This window comes from Sulfuricurvum sp. (assembly GCF_028710345.1).
In the GTDB taxonomy this organism is placed as follows: Bacteria; Campylobacterota; Campylobacteria; order Campylobacterales; family Sulfurimonadaceae; genus Sulfuricurvum.
The window spans coordinates 136721-156351 of the sequence record NZ_JAQTUH010000007.1 but is presented as its reverse complement, the minus strand read 5'-3'; the positions used below and the strand labels follow the sequence as shown (position 1 = coordinate 156351).

General features: G+C 37.7%; 18 protein-coding genes. 4 read left to right on the top strand and 14 right to left on the bottom strand.

The window, feature by feature from the left end:
• Positions 1–5: 5 nt before the first annotated feature.
• The 9 genes from PHC76_RS10640 to PHC76_RS10600 all read right to left on the bottom strand — a co-directional run bounded on the left by PHC76_RS10640 (position 6) and on the right by PHC76_RS10600 (position 9050).
• Positions 6–257, bottom strand: coding sequence for a type II toxin-antitoxin system RelE/ParE family toxin (locus PHC76_RS10640; RefSeq protein ID WP_299971696.1), 252 nt, complete (start codon positions 255–257; stop codon positions 6–8).
• The gene (locus tag PHC76_RS10635) at positions 250–480 is read right to left on the bottom strand and encodes a ribbon-helix-helix protein, CopG family (protein ID WP_299971693.1); all 231 of its coding nucleotides are present in this window, start codon (positions 478–480) and stop codon (positions 250–252) included. The genes PHC76_RS10640 and PHC76_RS10635 overlap by 8 nt, the downstream gene beginning before the upstream one ends.
• 79 nt (positions 481–559) lie before the next feature.
• Complete coding sequence (locus tag PHC76_RS10630; RefSeq protein WP_299971691.1) at positions 560–856, bottom strand: HigA family addiction module antitoxin; 297 nt, start codon at positions 854–856, stop codon at positions 560–562.
• A gap of 10 nt (positions 857–866) precedes the next feature.
• Positions 867–1148: a type II toxin-antitoxin system RelE/ParE family toxin gene (locus PHC76_RS10625; protein ID WP_299971688.1), complete on the bottom strand. Its 282-nt coding sequence runs from the start codon at positions 1146–1148 to the stop codon at positions 867–869.
• Positions 1149–1227: 79 nt separating this feature from the next.
• Entirely contained in the window at positions 1228–1854 is a 627-nt protein-coding gene (locus tag PHC76_RS10620; protein WP_299971685.1) for a hypothetical protein, read from the bottom strand.
• Positions 1855–1860: 6 nt separating this feature from the next.
• Positions 1861–4635, bottom strand: coding sequence for a DNA polymerase I (polA, locus tag PHC76_RS10615; RefSeq protein ID WP_299971683.1), 2775 nt, complete (start codon positions 4633–4635; stop codon positions 1861–1863).
• A 3-nt stretch (positions 4636–4638) separates the two neighbouring features.
• On the bottom strand, positions 4639–5451 hold the full coding sequence (locus PHC76_RS10610; protein WP_299971680.1) for an HDOD domain-containing protein: 813 nt from the start codon (positions 5449–5451) through the stop codon (positions 4639–4641).
• Between the two features lie 29 nt (positions 5452–5480).
• The gene (gene uvrA, locus PHC76_RS10605) at positions 5481–8297 is read right to left on the bottom strand and encodes an excinuclease ABC subunit UvrA (protein ID WP_299971677.1); all 2817 of its coding nucleotides are present in this window, start codon (positions 8295–8297) and stop codon (positions 5481–5483) included.
• A gap of 3 nt (positions 8298–8300) precedes the next feature.
• A complete protein-coding gene (locus PHC76_RS10600; RefSeq protein WP_299971675.1) occupies positions 8301–9050 on the bottom strand; it encodes a sulfite exporter TauE/SafE family protein in 750 nt (249 codons plus the stop codon).
• 110 nt (positions 9051–9160) lie between these two features.
• On the opposite strand from PHC76_RS10600, the gene PHC76_RS10595 reads away from it, so the two are divergent.
• From PHC76_RS10595 to PHC76_RS10585, 3 genes are read left to right on the top strand one after another with little or no spacing between them, the layout of a single operon-like run.
• Positions 9161–9583 carry a chemotaxis protein CheX gene (locus PHC76_RS10595; RefSeq protein ID WP_300210047.1) on the top strand — a complete coding sequence of 141 codons (423 nt, stop codon included), beginning with the start codon at positions 9161–9163 and terminating at the stop codon, positions 9581–9583.
• A gap of 2 nt (positions 9584–9585) precedes the next feature.
• Complete coding sequence (fliN, locus tag PHC76_RS10590; protein ID WP_299971669.1) at positions 9586–9936, top strand: flagellar motor switch protein FliN; 351 nt, start codon at positions 9586–9588, stop codon at positions 9934–9936.
• Complete coding sequence (locus PHC76_RS10585; protein ID WP_299971666.1) at positions 9933–10811, top strand: hypothetical protein; 879 nt, start codon at positions 9933–9935, stop codon at positions 10809–10811. Before fliN ends, PHC76_RS10585 begins: the two co-directional genes overlap by 4 nt.
• A 190-nt stretch (positions 10812–11001) precedes the next feature.
• Here PHC76_RS10585 and PHC76_RS10580 read toward each other — a convergent pair whose 3' ends face one another.
• Complete coding sequence (locus PHC76_RS10580) at positions 11002–11472, bottom strand: tetratricopeptide repeat protein (RefSeq protein WP_299971664.1); 471 nt, start codon at positions 11470–11472, stop codon at positions 11002–11004.
• 490 nt (positions 11473–11962) lie between these two features.
• Between PHC76_RS10580 and PHC76_RS10575 the strand changes: the two genes are divergently transcribed.
• Positions 11963–12703, top strand: coding sequence for a hypothetical protein (locus PHC76_RS10575; RefSeq protein WP_299971661.1), 741 nt, complete (start codon positions 11963–11965; stop codon positions 12701–12703).
• Between the two features lie 125 nt (positions 12704–12828).
• Here the strand turns inward: PHC76_RS10575 and PHC76_RS10570 are convergent, their stop codons facing one another.
• The 4 genes from PHC76_RS10570 to dksA all read right to left on the bottom strand — a co-directional run bounded on the left by PHC76_RS10570 (position 12829) and on the right by dksA (position 19626).
• Positions 12829–17097 (bottom strand): ATP-binding protein, encoded by a 4269-nt coding sequence (locus PHC76_RS10570; protein ID WP_299971658.1) that lies wholly within the window; start codon positions 17095–17097, stop codon positions 12829–12831.
• A gap of 145 nt (positions 17098–17242) precedes the next feature.
• Positions 17243–18232, bottom strand: coding sequence for a tRNA dihydrouridine synthase DusB (gene dusB / locus PHC76_RS10565; protein ID WP_299971655.1), 990 nt, complete (start codon positions 18230–18232; stop codon positions 17243–17245).
• Between the two features lie 11 nt (positions 18233–18243).
• The gene (locus PHC76_RS10560; protein WP_299971653.1) at positions 18244–19260 is read right to left on the bottom strand and encodes a hypothetical protein; all 1017 of its coding nucleotides are present in this window, start codon (positions 19258–19260) and stop codon (positions 18244–18246) included.
• 12 nt (positions 19261–19272) lie between these two features.
• Positions 19273–19626, bottom strand: coding sequence for an RNA polymerase-binding protein DksA (gene dksA, locus PHC76_RS10555; RefSeq protein ID WP_299971650.1), 354 nt, complete (start codon positions 19624–19626; stop codon positions 19273–19275).
• Positions 19627–19631: the final 5 nt, after the last annotated feature.

Sequence of the window (19631 nt, the reverse complement as noted above, 5' to 3'; positions counted from 1 at the left end):
CTTCTTTAATAAACTTCTTTTCGATGAGCAATTCGGATAAGAGTAATAAGCAAAATATCATTTTCTCGTAAATATACTATCCGATAATCCCCTGCACGTTTCCGAAATTTTCCTTTATGGTTCCCCTTGAGAGGTTTATCATTTGTAAATACACCATTTTGTAAATCAAGCAGTTTTTTTGCGATTTGCTCTTTGAGTGTTTTGTTTAACTTCAAAAATTCTTTTTCGGCATCTTTGTCAAAAACGACTTTAAACATTAATCCCTGCTCGTCTCAAAACTTCATCAAGCGGTATAACTTCACTTTTTCCACTTTTAATGTCATCGATGCGCTTATCACTAATAATTTCATCAAGAGTATCAAAATAGGCACTCACCGCTTTTTCAATCAAATACGTACGAGAACGATCCAATTCCTGAGCATATTGATCCAAATCACTTAACAACGATTCATCCATCCGAATATTGATCGCTTTTTTCATTGTCTACTCCTATAGAGTTTTGTAGATACATTATACTACAAAATTATTTTAACTCACACCAGTGATTGCTAATTCTTTTTTACGCCACTTGCAGTTTTTTAATCTTTTGAATCGATGTTTTTTCTTGCTTATAAGCTTGATACAAATCAAAATTATCTTGCAACGTCATCCAAAACTGTGGAGTCGTTCCGAAATATTCGGAGAGTTTGAGTGCCATTACCGCACTGATGCCCCGTTTTTGGTTATAAAGCTCACTGAGTGTCTTAATCCCAACTCCGAGGTCTTCCGCCATACGTGCTTGCGTTAGGTTAAGCGGTTCAGCAAATTCGAGTTTGAGGATGATCCCAGGATGGGTGGATGGTCGGATCTCTTTCATAATGTCTCCTTTAATGGTAGTCGATAATGTGAACATCATACGCATCTTTACCGTCAAAGCGGAACACGACGCGAAACTGGTTATTGATACGGATACTCATATATCCCGCCAAATTGCCTTTTAACTCTTCGAGATGGTTGGCGGGAGGGATACGTAAATCTTGTTTTTCTTGTGCAGCATCGAGCATATCGAGTTTGATCTTGGCACGCATCGCGAGATTGGCAGGGAACTTTTTACTGGGCTTTTCCCAAAACAGTTTTTCCGTCTCTTTGCATTTAAACGATTTTATCATATGGATATATTATCGCAATACGATAATAAAGTCAATCCATCATTCCCGCGCAAATGGAAATCCAGCTATAAAAATTATCTTATAAATTTGATTTTTTTGGTTTTACTTTGAACAATTTATGAAATTTGTTTGCTTTTTCCCAAAATCCGAACTGAATAGCGAGGAGAAAAAGGGCTATTTTTGAAAAATAAAACCATATTTTCATTTTTATAGATTCCTTATGACGTTCATATTGATTTTCCATTCTCAAACCGTATATTCTATTTGTCTCCATATTTCTTACTTCAAGAATTAATCTCTCTGTATTGTTATAGATTGGTAACCAAACAATTTTTGTTCGATGCCCATTAATCGACGTGTCACATGAAGTTCCGCCTGAACCAGTACCAAAAACATAACCAAATGCTCGCACATATTTGATACCATCCATTGTATATGTCCCGTAAATACCTCTTCCTGAAGTATTTTTGCAAACTGCAAATCCTTCAGATACTTGAACTTTACTAATATCTAGTACAGGAGGCTCCGCTCCTTTCCAAAATAGAGCTGCAATCAAACAGCCTACGGCAAGTGCATAGCGATATAGATTTATAGCCAGTTGCAATTTTTCCAGTTTGGTTCCGAAGTTTTGATATGCTTCGGTGATCATCATGTACCCAAGTTGAATGGGCATATAGAAGAAAAGAGCTATTAGTAAATATTTCATGAATTATTACTTCAACTCACCCCAGTGATTCCCGATATGCATCGACGTTTTCAACGGAACACGCAGTTCTAAAATATTCTCCATAACCTCAACAAAACGGCTTGCATACACTTCTGCCATATCCTCATCGACTTCAAAAATCAGTTCATCGTGGATTTGTAACAGCATTCGGGCGCGTAACCCCTCAGCGCGGATCATCGTATCAATTTTGTTCATCGAGAGTTTAATGAGATCACTCGCGGAGCCTTGGAATACGGTGTTGACTGATTCGCGCTCGTAGGCGGCTTTGAGCATCGGTGTGGCGGAGGCGAAATCAAAATATCGGCGGCGATGAAGCAACGTCTCGACGTATCCCATCTCTTTGGCTTGCTCTACGATGCCGCTAAAATATCCTTTGACACTCGGAAACGTCTCGAAATAGCGTTCGATTATCTCTTTTGCCTCTTTGGTCGTAATCCCCAGAGTATCGGAGAGTTTTTTTTGCCCCATGCCGTAGAGTAGACCGAAGTTAACCGTTTTGGCGATGTTACGCTTACGAGGTGCATCCTCAGCACCGAACAACGCTATCGCCGTTTGCATGTGGATGTCGTGTGATTCATTAAAGGCATTGACCAACACACTGTCTTGACTGAAATGGGCAAGGAGACGAAGCTCGATTTGGGAGTAATCGATCCCGATCAGTTTTTTCCCAGCAGGGGCAACGAACGCTTCTCGGATACGCATCCCTAACGCCGTTTTGACGGGGATATTTTGGAGATTTGGATTTTTGGAGCTAAGTCGTCCCGTTGCCGTTCCTGTTTGGACAAACGAAGTATAAATACGCGACTGCGGATCATTTTGAGCCAAAGCGATGAGTGGTTCGATGTAGGTGGAGTAGAGCTTATGATATTCGCGGTACTGCAACAACATCGGTATCACGGAATGCTCATCTTTTAGTCCATCTAAAACCTGCTCGTCGGTACTGTAACCCGTTTTAGTCTTCTTGCCGTGAGGAAGTTTTAGTGTTTCAAATAATATTACTCCGAGCTGTTTGGGGGAGTTGAGATTAAACACGGTTCCGCATGCGGTGTGGATTTGTTCGGTTAGGGTGGCGATTTCTAAGGCTACCTCTTTTTTAAAGGTCTCCAATACCGCTGTATCGACAGCTATCCCCTCGCGCTCCATCCCTAGTAACGTCACAGTAAACGGAAACTCGACATTAAATGCTTCATCAAGTGCCTCTTGAGCACCTTTTAGCAAGAGTTGCTCGCGAAGTACGTCGTAAAGGCGATAGGTGATATAGGCATCTTCTCCTGCGTATTTACACGCATCTTCTATCGCGACCGAAGCGAAGTTTTCCCCTTTTTTAACTGTGTCTTTGAAATGGATCATCTCATGGTGTAAAAGATTTTGTGAAAGGTTATCCATCGAGAGTGAACGTGCCGAATCGGTGAGCCATGCCATCACCATCGTATCAGCATAAATACCCAAACGATCCACCCCTAAAAAGCGGGTTACAAAATGGAGATCGAATTTGATATTATGTCCTATAACTTTACGTGTAAACAGTGCTTGTATCGCCTGCTTTGCCGCCTCATGGGTGACTTGATCCCCTACTCCGAGATAACTGTGCATCATCGGAACATAATACCCCGTTTTACCATCATAGCTAAAGCTAAAACCGACTAAATGATCTTTGCTCGGATCGAGTCCTGTTGTTTCGGTATCAAAAGCAACGATAGCATCGTGAGGGATAGCTTGAATAAGATTGTGCAGTGCTTCATTATTATCAATCAGTACACTGCAACCTTCCCCGTCATACCCAAAGGGCACAAGAACCTCTTCGTCATCCTCGTGCTTGACACGGGGATCCATCTTAATGATAGCTGGATTCCCGCCTTCGCGAGAATGACGGTCACTTTGTGACTCTTCAAACAACGCTTTGGCTTTGAGTGTACGGAGTACCGCATTCATCTCATAGTGAACCAAATCGTCATAAATAGGCAAGAACGGATTGTCAAAATGCATAGCATATTCTGAAAAATCGAGCGTCTCGAACACATCATCTTTGAGACGTACCAGTTCACGAGAACGGAAGGCATCGTCTCGATAGGTTTCCAGTAACCCTTTGATTCGTGGCGGAGTTACTTCATCTAATCTCAAATAGATTGCATCCAATGTTCCAAATTGGCTCAGAAGCTTTTGTGCCGTTACTTTCCCTATCCCTTTAACACCGGGGACGTTATCGGCGGTATCCCCGATGAGGGATTGGTAATCGATAAACTGGCGGGGATGGACACCGTATTTTTCATCACAATGACGTTCATTCATCACTTTTTTACTGATGGCATCGACCAATACAACCACATCATCTTCGATAAGTTGATAGAGGTCTTTATCGTGCGAAACAACACGTACTTTATGCCCTTGTGCTCTAGCATGATGGACAACGGATGCTATCATATCATCGGCTTCATAACCACTTTGCATCAGTGATTTGTATCCCATTTTATCAATCCACTCAATCGCTACGGGCAACTGTTGGACTAACTCTTCAGGTGCAGGGGAACGGTTGGCTTTATACTGCGGATCAATTTTTGATCGAAAACTAGGTCCTTTGGCATCGAGGGCAAAAATGAGGTAATCACTACTGTGTTCTTTATGGAGAGTGGCGATGAGATTTATGAATCCGGTCAAAAGGCCGGTAGGAAAACCCTGTTTATTTTTAAGTGGTGGGAGAGCATAAAACGATCGGAAAAAAAATCCGAACGTATCTATGATCGTAACGGTTTTTTGCGCCATACCTTAAGACAAATGTTCGATAATGGTATTGATAGCGTTTTGTAGAGCTGTTGTATTAAGCCCTGCTGCTTCGGCTTTTTTAACCCCTTGAATCACAGCTCTCTCTGATAACGGGTCGTTAATAGGCATTACGGTTTTGATGACACTAAGAACAGCTGAAAGTTCTTTAAGCTCATCCGGTGCTTTATCTGGAGCGTCTGTATGTTCGATCATTTGTACAAACTCACGATCAAAATTCCAATGGGTAAAGATAGCCGCTGTCACTTCCGCAGTCGTTGCTTCAACATAATTACGCTCTACAATAGAGATATCAATAGCCACTTCAATATCCGATTTGAAATTGGTCGTCAAATCTTCTTGGATAATATCGCTAGCGATAACGATTTTTCCCGTCTCTTGCAAAAATGCCGCAAGGAAAAGTTTATCTGCTTTAGCACGATCCACTTGCATATACCATTTTTGTGCCAATACTGCCTGCATCGAGGAAATTTCAGCAAATCGTTCAGAACTAATACCATACGGTTCCATATCAACATTGAGGAGTTTACGAACCGAATTACCAACACCGATAGAACGGGTCATACTCATCCCGAACAACGATACGGCTTGAGCAACGTTCGTAATCTCTCGACGAAGACTATAGAGCGGTGAATTAGCCGCTTTAAGTAGGTTAGCAACAATCATTGGGTCATGTTCAACCGTTTTTACCAAATCGTGGATCGACGAGTTTGGGTCATTACACACCCGTTGCATATCAATAACCGTTTTAGGAAGCGGTGGAAGCGATTTAATACTATCAATCATCGAACTTTTCATAAATATTCCCTACAGTAAAACTAAACTTATTATACCCTATCTAATTCAATTGCCAAATATTTTCCGGTAAAACTTCCGGTTTTTTCCCAATCACGTGCTACAACCTCAGGATTTCCGATGGCAACCAACAATCCGCCACCGCTTCCCCCTTCGGGACCCATATCGATAATATAGTCGGCATTTTTAATCATATCAAGATTATGTTCGATAACCAATACCGAATTCCCAAGCTCGACGAAATTATGGAGCACTTTGGTCAGACGGTTGACATCATCAAAATGCAATCCCGTTGTCGGCTCATCGAGGATATAGAGGGTACTTCCCGTATCACGGCGACTGAGCTCTTTAGCAAGTTTGATACGTTGTGCTTCCCCACCTGAGAGGGTAACTGCATTTTGTCCCAAGGTGATGTAATCGAGTCCCACATCACTGAGGGTTTGTAAAATTGCCTTGATTTTCGGAATCGGGGCGAAAAATTCCAATGCTTCACCGACCGACATGTTGAGCACATCAGAGATATTTTTCCCTTTGTACTCCACTTGTAATGTTTGGAGGTTATAACGACTTCCATGACACGCATCACATTTCACCATAATATCGGGCAAAAAGTGCATCTCAATCTTGATTTCACCCTCACCTTGACACTTCTCACATCGTCCACCCTTGACGTTGAAACTAAAACGTGATGCGGTATATCCGCGAATCTGTGCCTCTTTGGTTTTGGTAAACAAATTACGAATCTCATCCATCACCCCTGTATAGGTGGCAGGGTTGGAACGCGGTGTCCGTCCGATAGGGCTTTGATCGAGATAGATCACTTTATCGAGTTTTTCTAACCCTTCAACTTCTACCCCTGCTACACGATTAATTTTACGGGCATGATTGAGAATTTCACGGGTAACGGGGAGTAAGGTTTGCAAAATCAACGAACTTTTTCCGCTTCCGCTCACTCCGGTTACGCAGACAAAATTGTGCAATGGAATATCAACACTCAAATTGGTAATATTATTCAATGTTACATTTTTAATCGACATCCACTCTTTTTGTTCACGACGATAAAAATACTCTATTTTTTTCCGCCCTGAGAGATACTGCGCGGTGAGGGTATCTGATTTTTTCATCTCCTCTAATGTTCCTGCAAAAACAACATTCCCTCCGAATTTTCCCGCTCCCGGACCGATATCGACAATGTAATCAGCATTTTCAATCGTCTCTTTGTCGTGTTCAACGACGATAACGGTATTCCCTTTCTCTTGGAGAGAACGGAGAGTTCGGATTAGTTTGAGGGTATCGCGCTCATGCAATCCGATACTCGGCTCATCGAGAACATACATCACCCCCGTCAAACCGCTCCCGATTTGTGAGGCGATACGGATACGTTGCGCTTCACCGCCACTAATGGTACGGGCATCACGACTTAATGAAAGGTATCCCAATCCCACATCAAAGAGGAAGAAAAGACGTTCACGAATTTCATTCAAAATAGACGCGGCAATCATCGCACTTTGATCACTTAATCCCGCAAATGTTTGAGGGTCGCTAAACCATGCATACGAATCTTTTAGCGGCATCGTAATCACCTCTCCGATCCCTTTATCCGCAACACGAACCGCTAATGATTCACGTTTAAGACGATGAGAATTACAAACATTACACGGTTTTTCAGACATATAATCGGCTAGATCTTTTTCGTCTTTGAAAATATCATAGGCAATACGGACAATACCTGGCCATATACGCTTAATCGGATGATCTTGCCATTTAAACTCCACTTCATCAATACTGCCGTGGAGAATCGCTTTTTTATGATGTTCTTCGAGCGTATAAAACGGAACTGTAATATTGATCCCTTCCGCCGCACAAAACGCTTTCAAAAACGTAAAATAGTACCCTTTATTGAATCCGTAGACGATCTTGATCGCCCCTTTCTCGATAGGGAGTTCGGAGTCGATTATTTTGTCATAATCAAGCGCATAGCGAATCCCCAAACCGTCACATTCCGAACACGCACCTTTGGGAGAGTTGAACGAAAATGAGAGAGGCTCTAACGGATCAAAACTCACTTTACAATCAAAACAGGCACTGTGTTCACTGTAGTGAATCAACTTCTCCGCCATCCCTACTTCATCGTGGTTTTGAATTTCTATCTCTACTTCACCGTAGCTCTCTTTGAGTGCTTTTTCAACATCTTGAGCCACACGATCGTGGTTATCGGCTTTAACAACCAAACGATCTATGACCACTTTGATCGAATGTTTTTTGGTTTTAGAGAGTTCAATCTCCTCATCAAGACGTACCATAACCCCATCAATCATGGCGCGTACATACCCTTTATGACGGAGTGATTCGAGAATATCAGTGAATGATCCTTTCTTTTCGCGAACCAAAGGTGCTAAGATAATGATTTTCGACTCTTCAGGGAGCTTTAGTACCTGATCAATAATATCTTGAGCCGACATTTTAGATATTTTTTTACCGCATAAATGACAATGCTGTATCCCGATACGGGCATACAAGAGACGGAGATAATCGTAAATTTCAGTAATCGTCCCGACAGTTGAACGAGGATTTTTAGAGGTAGTTTTCTGATCAATCGCGATGGCGGGAGTAAGCCCTTCGATTTTGTCCACATCGGGTTTTCCGACACGATCCAAAAATTGCCGTGCATAGGATGAGAGTGATTCGATATAGCGACGCTGACCTTCGGCATAGAGGGTATCAAACGCCAATGTCGATTTTCCGCTACCGCTAATCCCCGTACAGACCACCAACTTATTTTTTGGAATTTCCAATGAGATATTTTTGAGATTGTGCTCACGCGCCCCAATAATTTTAATTTTATCCATACGTTACCTCATGATCAGCTTATACGCTGTAATAATAAAAATAATAATATAAAAAACAACAAGAATCTGCTTGTAGTGGGAAATTTTAACTTTTTGTAAAAGCCAAATCCCCAATACAATCCCCCCGATAGAACTTATTGCCATAATCAAACCGGCTTGAAAATTGATTAACCCTAAAAACACCATCGATACAAAAGCAGAAATAGAGGTAAACATCACAAAAAAGAGCCCGACTGCGGATGCTTTTTTGAGAGGAAATCCCATAAAGCTCACTAAAATCGGGGTCATCAAAATCGATCCTCCAACTCCAAGCATACCTGAAAAAATCCCAATTCCTCCACCGATAAGGGTATAAAGTGGTCGATGGACTACCTCTTCACGCGATGGAGCTGGATTGGATAATACTAATCGACCTAACGTAAACGCAACAATCGATAAAAAAAGCCACTCTAAAAAGGTCGATGCTAACACTTTGACCAACACAGCTCCTACTGCCGCACCGATAATCCCTCCGTATCCAAAATATTTGATATCCTGAACCACATACGTCTTATTTTTATGATGTACTCTTGCCGCCATTAATGATCCGGCAACCATCTGCATTATCGAAATACCGATCGCCTCTTTGATACCGAATCCTAGATACAAAAGGATAGGAACACTCACCGTCCCCCCTCCGATACCAAAAAAACCGGACATGGTTCCCACAACAATACCTAAAAGTACTAATCCTATTATGAGTTCTATTGTCACAGCAAACCACTTTTTCTTAATATAAGCGCGATTATACTCGTTATTTCCTTGTAGATTTACGCTATAATCTCTATCAATACTAAAATTTATATTTTAATAGGCGAGGCATGATGCTAACGTATATTCTCAAAGCAGCTGAAAACTTTTGTATCCATCAGATTCGTTTACCCCATCAGATTATTACAGAATTCCCAAAAAAGAGAACACTTCTTGCTTATTTAGATATTGAAGCACATGACGGAGAGAAATATCGTACCTATATCGGGTGTGATGAGACCTTATTATTGTGCATTAGTGAAATATTTTTAGGTCAAGAGATTACCGATACGGAGACGTTACGCGATATGTTACTCGAAACAACCAACATGATTGTCGGAAGTGCCAAAGTTCTCTGTGAAGAGGATAATTGTAACACTTTTAACATCTCAACACCACACCTTCTGGATAGTGATTCTCTCGATATGCCATTCGATAAATACAATACTATCCATATTGCCGATGGTGAAATATTTATGGCATTAAAGGCACTTTAAATATGGATCAAACACCTATCCCATCAAATGAGCCGATTGTTTTGGAGAAGAAAGGTTTTGATCCCGTTGCAGAGCTTTCATGGATGGACTACGAAGGATTACTCGATATGGAAGTTGAGTTTGTCTCCGATTTGGGGCAAACTACGCTGACATTGGGTGAAATCTTAAAATTGGAAAAAGGGTCTGTCATCGATTTAGGCAAACCGGCGGGTGAAAGTGTCGAATCGTATGTAAATCAACGTATTATCGGTAAAGGCGAAGTGATGGTGTATGAAAAAAATCTCGCCATCCGTATCAATGAGGTGCTTGATTCGAGTGCCGTTCTGTATTATCTATCCAAAGAGAGATTATGAAAAAAATACCCCTACTGCTACTTCTCCTCACCACTTTCGTGTGGGGTTCTAAAATTCTTAGCTACAATGTCTATGATCGTCACGAGCGTGTTGATGTTATGTTAACGTTTGATACTCCGTATGAGGGGGTTCTGCGTCAAAACCAACAAGGTCAGACTATCACCATCAAACTCGAAGAGGCTTCGATTGATTCACCGCTCAATAAAACGATTAACTCCACTTATCTCCAGAATATTACTATTGCTCCATCGGGTGATCAAATTATCATTACCGCGAAAGTGAGTAATAATGTTCTCCTACAAGCCTCTAAAACATCCGATTCATATGGATTACGATTACGCTTTAGCCCACCCGCAACCGCACCTGCATTGAATGAAACCGATAATGAGGCAACCGGAGCGCTCCCGACAAAAGATGAAAGTGAATTTGAACGAAGTTATTATGTTGTTATCGGGATTTTAATCGTAGGGATCATTATCCTTTTTTGGCTTAAACAGGGAATTGCGAAAAAAGCTACCGCATTACACAGTGAACCAAAAGCACCGTGGTTGTTTAATTCTTTACCGAAAAAAGGTCCTTCTCCTACTCTCCCGATTGCTGATTTGGATAGTAGCGGGATTCAAATACGATTTCAAAAAACACTCGACCCTTCTCACTCCGTCGCCATGCTCGATTTTGGAACCATGAGCTATCTTGTTTTATTAGGAAATAACACTATCTTACTCGATAAATTCCAAGACAATATCCCCATCACCCAAAATGAGTTTGAAGCATTGCTCCAAACCAAACACCGTGAACTTGATGGTTATTTTCAACTTGCCCCTGCACAAGACGAAGTGTTTGATGCGTATAAAGAAAAGGCGTCACTTATTTAAACGCCAAATGAGCAAAGCCCATTTTAGTGGCAGGGACTAAAGTCCCTACAACCCCCTAAAGCTTTCCACATCTTTCGGATGCGGAAGAAAATACTTTGGTTTCGTCATTCCCGCGTAGGCGGGAATCCAGCTAGACTCCCGCCTACGCGGGAGTGACGAGAACTTATGCTTTTGAGCATAATTTATCGTACTACTCTTTTACATTTCCTAAATCATAACGGCTGTAGACATCATACGCCTCTTCTCCACCCGTCGTAGCCAAAACCTCGCGTATGAGTTTCGCCGCCTCTTTACGGCTCCCTCCCGCCTCTCCTTTGGCATATATCTCGGCTAATGTAATCTTAGCCGCGCTATCACCCTGAGCTACCGCCATTTTGAGATAATAAGCCGCTTTATCAAAATCCTCAGGAACCCCCATCGAATTTGCATACGCAAACCCAGCATTCACTTGTGCCGGTAGAATCCCTGCTTCTGCTGCTTGGGCATAATAGTGGGTGGATTGAGTGAAATTACGCTCTACTCCTTGAGCGTTATAATACATCGTCCCAAGAGCATACAAACATCGCGGATCATCGGTCGCACTACTCAAAATATCAAATGCCTCTTTGTAACGCCCTACTTCATAGTTTTTCATTGCTGTTATGTAAAAATCGACTACCATAGTGTAAACCTTATTTTCGATATAAAAGAGAGGGATTGTAGCTAAAGAGGCTAATAGTAGACTATAAAAAATAATTTAATCGAAAAATAAATCTTCATTCTGTGGTATAACTTTATGCTAATACAAAACTTTCCATACGCTTAATGGAGTGGTACGATTAAGGTCGAGGGAGTAATTACCCTCGACCTTTTTTTTTGCCCTCCATTTTAATTCAGCCTATTCCCATTTCACGAACTTTAAGTAATATTTATCAAAAGATTAACTATTTATTTTGAGACTTGACGGAATTTTATCGATGGCTAGTATTTATCGCATAAATCTAAATTTTAGAGGCTTCAGATACAATATAGCGTAATAAATATTTGGGAAGTTTTGAGATTCTGAAGAGGATAATCTCAGAGAGTTTCAGCTCGAAGCTGATACAGCCAAACATCTTGAACGGTTCGACACCCTCTGAGGAGTGGTAAAATTATACATCTAGGCAACTTAAATGAATCATAGGCATTTTAAACAGATTTTATTAGCTAACAATATTATCCCAACCTCACTAAGCGAAACAAAAACAGCATTGAAACTTGTTCGCCAAAAAGAAAAATTCATTCTCGAAGACAGTGCTAAAGCCCTGATACATAACAAAAAAATTCTACCTATTAAAAATTATTACACGATTGAACAATATTTCGAAGAGATTAAAAATATCACGAACCAATATTATTGGCTTTATATTCAAATCAACCAGTTCGAAGCTTTTTTACGAACGTTCGTTAATCACCGAATGGTTAAAGCTTATGGAATACAATGGCATCTTGACCCCGTTATGCGAGATTTGAATGATTTCCAAATAGCAGAAATACGTTCTATTCAAAAACCGTCTCAAGCATTAAACAGCATCTCATTTGGGACGCTTGAGCTGGTGTTTTTGAACGGTTCGAGATACGTCAATATCTTTGAGAAATTCATCAAAAAAGAAACCATACTCAATGCCAACGGTACATCTAAATACAGTAATAAACATCAAATCAAGGGGTTGTTTTCCATTATTCGAAATGCGAGAAATGACATTTGCCATCACCGCCGTATAGGAGAAAGTATCAAAACCAATCCGAAATACACAAAACAGCGGATGAGTAAATCGGATGTTGTCAACGCCTTGAACGATTTAAAAATCCTGCTTGAATACGATGATAGGTTTGATGTTCAATCGATAAAGCTTAAATATCGGAGTATTTAAAACCTCCTTTATGAATTTACATTATCAAAAGTGAAGATTGAATACATGACCCCTCTTTTGCTGGCGTAGCCAAGGGGTTTTACCCCTTGCCCCCCTCATTTTCAATTCAGACTGTTTCCATTCACTCAATCAATTGCTGATTTAGTAGTATGCCGTAGCGTGTCACTCATTAAAAATTTATCCAATAAATCTAATATGCCTATTTTCTTTTCATCCGATTTTGCTCTAGTATTCAACTCTAATATAAACTCGATCAACGGTCTTGAATCATAATAACCCATCTCTTTATTTGCATCAATATTGTGTATGAGTACCTCTAAAAGTTCAAATATTTTTTCAGATAGATTAGTATCTAAATAATACTCATTTTGTAAATATTCAATAAAACTTTTGACTTCTTTTCTTATATTAAGAGATTCTGCTAAACTTTTAATAAATGCAAAATCATCTTGTATAAAATTCAATCCTTTCATTTTTGCTAAATCATACGTATAAAAGTAGTCATTCTCTTCATCATTTTTAAATTTTAAAATAAATTGCTTTGATTTTTCAACTTTTTCTTGATCTTTTGAATGTAGCTCTTGTTCAAAAATTTGATGTAATACTCCATGAATAATTTGGCTATTAGAACTAATCGCTTCATTCAGCATCTCTTCAAATATTTCATCTTTTTCTGTTACGTAATAGTAAAATAAAAACATTCCTAAATTATTTATATAATGAGCATCTTCTTTATCTTTTACATTGTTTGCAAAAGATATACACTTTTTAATATATACGAGCAATTGTTCTTTTGAGACATACTCATTCAGATATAAATAATGAAAATTGTGTAACGAAAATATTGAAACTTGTCCAATTTCATCTTTTTCTATAAGATTAACTAGAAGCTTTGCAAATAAAATTTTATCAACAGATTCAATATTTCCTAAAGTTCTTAATAATCCAAAAATGACAAAATCTACATTTTTATCAATAACATTATCAATAAGGCTCATAACCCTTTTTGTACTATTTTCATCATTAACTACATTTTTATAAACCAACGGGAGTAGTTCTGCGAAATCACCTTCAAAAGAATTAATTGAACTAGACATATAATCATGAATAGTCTGAAACTTATCCTTATCCCTTATTAAACCTTCATACTTGATATCTCTATTCGCTTCTAAAATAGTTATTAAGCTATCATCAAATTTATCCCGATGTATTAAATGTTTCATAGCTTTTAAAATCGTCCGTTTTAACCAACTATTTTCTATATCTGAATATAGATGAGTAATTTTTAAAACTTTCTCTGCATCATAGTTAGATGCTATTAATCCGCTTAATCCAGCTGACAAATAGTCCGCATGAATATTTTCAGATTTTAACTGTAGCAATAAATCATAAAAGTTATCTGGTTTTTCAGTAACTTCTTTTTCAAATTGCCTATGATGTTCAGTTTTACTACCTCTTAAAAAACTATCCATACTTTTTCTTGATACCGTACCATCAAATACTTTCATCGATTGAAGCCAATTATTCAAACTCATCTTCTTATAAACTTCTTCATCGAAAGGTGCTCCAACCCATCCAGATTCAACATTATGCGGTTTTTTGAGCTTATACCAATAAAATTTTCTTTGCAACTCTTGAAACTCTTTTAAATAACCAAATTTCTTTATATCCTCTATATCAAGTTGAGATAAAAGTTCATATTTTTTTAATCTAAAATATGTTCCGTGACACTTGCCTACATAATAGCTACTTTCCCATTTCGGATTTACCTGAAAAATAGAATTGAATATTTTTTCTTGTTCTGATACATCATATATGTGAAATGATTTAGTTAATAACATTACCAACTCATATCCATCATCGTGGTCAAAAGACATCTCTTCTAAAAGTTTTATATTTGTAAGCAATGCCAATATTTCATTTTTATAGTCATCTGGATTTTTTGAATAACCAAATATTAAAAATGAAATCAGGGAAAGATAGCGAGTATCCTGATAGGGTTTGATAAGTTCTATAAAAACATCTTTATCATCTATAGCAACTTGCGATATTTTTTCAAGTGTTTTTCTATATAGTCTCAATGTAGAATGATTTGAACTATCATATTTCCACATCCAAGAATCAAAAACTTGATCAGTAATTAAAAACTCTTTTTTAGCGTGTTTTCTCTCAAATTTGCTACTAATTTTTTGGATTGATTCCAAGAGCTTCTGAAAAATATATTGATTGTTCATTGCTACTAAAAATTCAAATATCTTATACCAATGATAATCTAAAAGATCATTTTTATTATTGTTAGCTTCTTTTATGAGAGTATCTAAAAAGTCAAAAAACAAATGTATCGCATATTCTTGATTGAATAAATATACTTTTTTATAAATCTTTTCTATATCAAATCTCACATTCTCTTTACGCATGACATGATGATATTTATCAAAAATTGCAAAACTATAATCATTCCAATTATCAAGTTTTTCCAGTGACAGCATTATGGCTTCATCTTTGAATTCAGAATCAAATTCACATTCGTCTAATATTTCTAAAACCAAATACGGCTCTTTGTTTACAAATGTTTCCAATCTATAATGCAAATTATATTTTTTAAAATTCTCATCATTAAAAAAACCATCTTTTTTAAAATAGATTAGCCAATCAGCGGATATCCAACTTTCTATAAAATACTTTTCAAAGTTTTTATCATCAGTAAAGAGTTTTTTTACAAAAGCGAATTCTTCGGTGGTCGGATTTTCAAGACTTCCAAGATATGAAATTAATAAAAGCTTGATATGAAATCGAACTTTATCTGAGTACAAAATGTTTTTAAGTTCTAACAGATATTGCTCTTCATTTGTTCCTTTTAAAAACTGAATGATTTGTTTAAATTGCTCTCTTATACTCAAATCTTGGGAGGTTATTACAATATACTGATAAAGAGATTTCCCTTTTTTCATAAATGCTTTTGCAAAAAGATACTCATAAAAAGTTTGATGAAAAAATGAGATTTTATTATTCTCTTGTTTCAAAATTCCATTACTACATAAAAGACGCATTTCTTCTTTAAATTCGTCTTCAAAATATAAAGCAGGAACTTCAATTTTTTTTATTTCATTCATTTTTTGAACGACTGAATTTAATAACTTAATACTATTTTGTCTCGTAGTTCTATCAATTGACTCACTATTGACTTTTTGTTCCCAAAATTTGTTATATAAATCTTGCAGTGTTTTAATGGATATACAGCTATTGTCATTAGGATATAAGTCTATAAAAATCGAAAGATGTAGTGGTGTTCGTAATAACTCAATTAAGGTATTATTTAATGTTACAGATTCTTTTACAAAAGATTTTAATTTGTCATTGACATATTCAAAACTCAATAACTGTGTTCTTATAACATTAGAGTCATCTAAATGTTTGAATAACGGATCATTTTTTAAATCATATTCCCTGATAGAAACGATTATTTTTACATTTGAGATGTATTTTAATTGTTCTATAAACCCCAAGATAATATTTATTACTTTTTGATTTGATGACATTGTTAAAGATAAAGCATCCAGTTGGTCTATCAACACAATGACTTTTTCTTTTCTTGATAACTGTTTTATAGAATGTAAAATATCTTCAACGCCAAAAAATTTAGAAAGTGAATCTCGACTTTCTATATCGATTTTATCACTTTTAATACTCAAATAAGCCATATTATTCTCTATAAGAACACTTTGTATCTTACTTAATATTGCGGTTTTACCGATACCAGCTTTTCCAGTCAGAACCAATAAATCATCTTTATAATTCTCACTATTTATAAACTCAAAAATCTCATCAAATTCGGGCATATCAATAAAACTTTTTTCAATATATAGACTTGATGAGGAAAGTAAAGATACTGAATTTTCGTGAAACTTTTGTTTGATGTCATTTTCGCTCAATACACTTTTATCAAATGCCCAAGGATAGTAATGTTTTGCTACTGTTGGATATTTTTCGAGTAATCCTTCAATCTCTTCCCAACTCCACAGAACAACAGTAAAGCCATATTGAAATGTTAATTCTATTGCTCTATCTTGTAGAACAGTATCTTGTTTAAAAGAGTTCGCAAAAATAAATGTATCAATATTTGTAAATTTAGTACTAGCCGATTGAACTTCATCTTCTATATCAGCTAAAAGCTCTTTTTGAATTTTTGTATCATCTCTAGCTATTAGTTTATTTTTGCACTGAAAAACAATTTGTTTTTCATTCTTTGCAAAAGAAAGCCCATCTATTCCACTTTGAGTTTGACCTTTTCTTCCATATACTTGAAAATCAAAGCCATATTTTTCTGCGCATAAATCATTAACTAATAATTCAAACTCTTTTTCATCTTTTAATGGAAATTGATACTTACTCATATTGTTATCGCAATATTAATCTCATTTATTCTAAACCTATTTCGTGGCAATGAATTTAAAAGAGATTTTAGAAAGAATGACAAATTATGTGCCTCACTGTTAAAGTGAGAATATTATAGCGAAAGAGGAGAGTTGAGAGGGTATTTTAACACTCACATTTCATATCAGAGGCTTTAAACCCTTCTCCGATTTGACGGTGGGTGAGAAAGAACTCATCGACAACGGCGCGATACTCACTCGGATCATCGATACGGTTAACCAAATCACGCAATGCCGAAGCCCCCTCGTAGCCTTTGGAGTAGGTATGGACATGTTTACGAAAAGTTATCACTCCGCGAGGACCGTAAAAGCGTACCATCCCATCAAGGTGTTCCATGATAATAGCGTGTTTAATGAGAGGATCGACGGTTGCGCTTCCGGATTTTAGTTGATGAAAAATCCATGGAGCACCGACAGCTCCTCGTCCGATCATCACCCCATCGGCTTTGGTATGTTCTAACACCCATTGCGCTTTTTCAAAAGAGTCAATATCTCCGTTGGCAATCACAGGGATAGAGACAGAGGCTTTGATTTCGGCAATCGCATCATAATCGACGGGTGCTTTAAATTTTCCCGCACGGGTACGTCCATGAACGGCGAGGAAATCGGCACCGCAATCTTGAACCAATCTAGCAATCTCGATGTGATTTTTATCTTCAAACCCAAGCCGTATTTTGACACTAAGGGTCGATTTATTGGAGGTTTTTTTAATCGTTTCGATGATGCTTGCCATACGGGGCAGATCACGCAAGAGTGAACTTCCCGAACCGTGACAGACGATTTTAGGGACGGGGCAACCACAGTTTAGGTCGATGATATCGATATTCTCTTGTTCATTTAAGACCTCGACGGCACGACGGACAACATCGCTCTCAGAACCGGCAATTTGAACCGAATAGGGATCTTCGTTGGGGCTTCGTTCCAACATTTTAAATGTTTTTGCCGAACCGTGTGCCAATGCATTGGAGCTGATCATCTCACTCACGGTCAAGTCAGCACCGAATTTTTTAACAACATTGCGAAAAGGGAGATCGGTATACCCCGCCAAAGGGGCGAGAGCATAAACAGGGGTATCAAAAGAGAGTTTAGGAGTCATCGATGAGAAAATTATTTTTTAATGAACAATGCAATATCGTAATGTTTATTGGCACGTTTCAAATCACGGTATGCTTTAAAGATCAAATAATCATCTTTAGAGGTGTTGTTCAAAATCTCATTTGCCGTATCGATCATTTGAAGATCATACAAGGTATAAAAATACCCTTCCATCGCATCGTCATTGGTTTCACTAAGATTTTCAAACAATCTCATACGTTGTTCAGGGATCATATTTTTCGCCATTGCCATCGAGAGATCTATGTAATCACGAGACGTAAGCTTGAGTGATTTGAAAAGATTAACCAATTCATCATTCCCTATCTCGATACCATTCGTTGAACTGTTAATACGCTCTACGAAAGCACACAGAGAGTTGATGTTAAAAAGTTGTTTGTATTTGAGTACAGAACCAACAGAAGCACTTTGTACATACGATTCATACGCCTTCATACAAACGATATCACCATAGGTATCAGCACGAGACAACACTTCATCCGCTTTTAATTCACCACGCTCAAAACGGTTAAGATTGTTTTCGATTGATAACGATGTTGACGCTGCCAAATGGAATTTTTTCAAATCCACTTTTTTCTTCTCTTTAACATTGCGAAGAGCATCCAAAACTTCATCAATTTTTTCATTACCAATATCACTAAGTGTATCATACGGCAAGATAGCCGAGTTATCAATCACTTTACCCAATAATTTATAAGCTTCTGTTTTGTAAGTGTAATTACGCTCTTTTACCCCAAGTAATGCATCACGCACTGCATCGACCATTTTTTCATTGTCTCGATCAAGTTTACGAAGTTTTAAACTTCCAAGTAATGCGTGAAATGCCATATGCAAGATACTTACAAAATACATCAAAGCAACAGGAACAGCAACCCAAAACGCTATCGGAAGATTTGGAAAATGAATCCCTAGTAAATCAAAAGAGATAGTACTGTTATCAATACTATAAGTAGCAATCCCTACTAAAAAAATAAAAATAAATGAGGCGATAGTATAACGTTTGAGTTGCATTGAGTTCTCCTTTTAAGCTTTGTTTTTCTCTACAATAGGACGACACACAATACAGTAGCGAGCATGAGGTTTCACTTTAAGACGTTGAAAACCAATTTCATCTTCACACATTTCACATATACCGTATTGTTTAGATTTTATTTTTCCGATTGCAACTTCAATTTCTAGTAACTCTTGAGATTGTTGTGCACCAATAGCACTCTCAACCATGTTGTCATTACTGACCGACGCATAATCACCCTCATCATTGAGTTCACAATCACGCAACTCTAACATCTCTGCTTCAACACCATTGATATTTTTAATAATTTGTATTTTTCGTGTTTGCAATATTTCCTCGAAATAGTGCAGTTCATTATCTCGCATGCGAT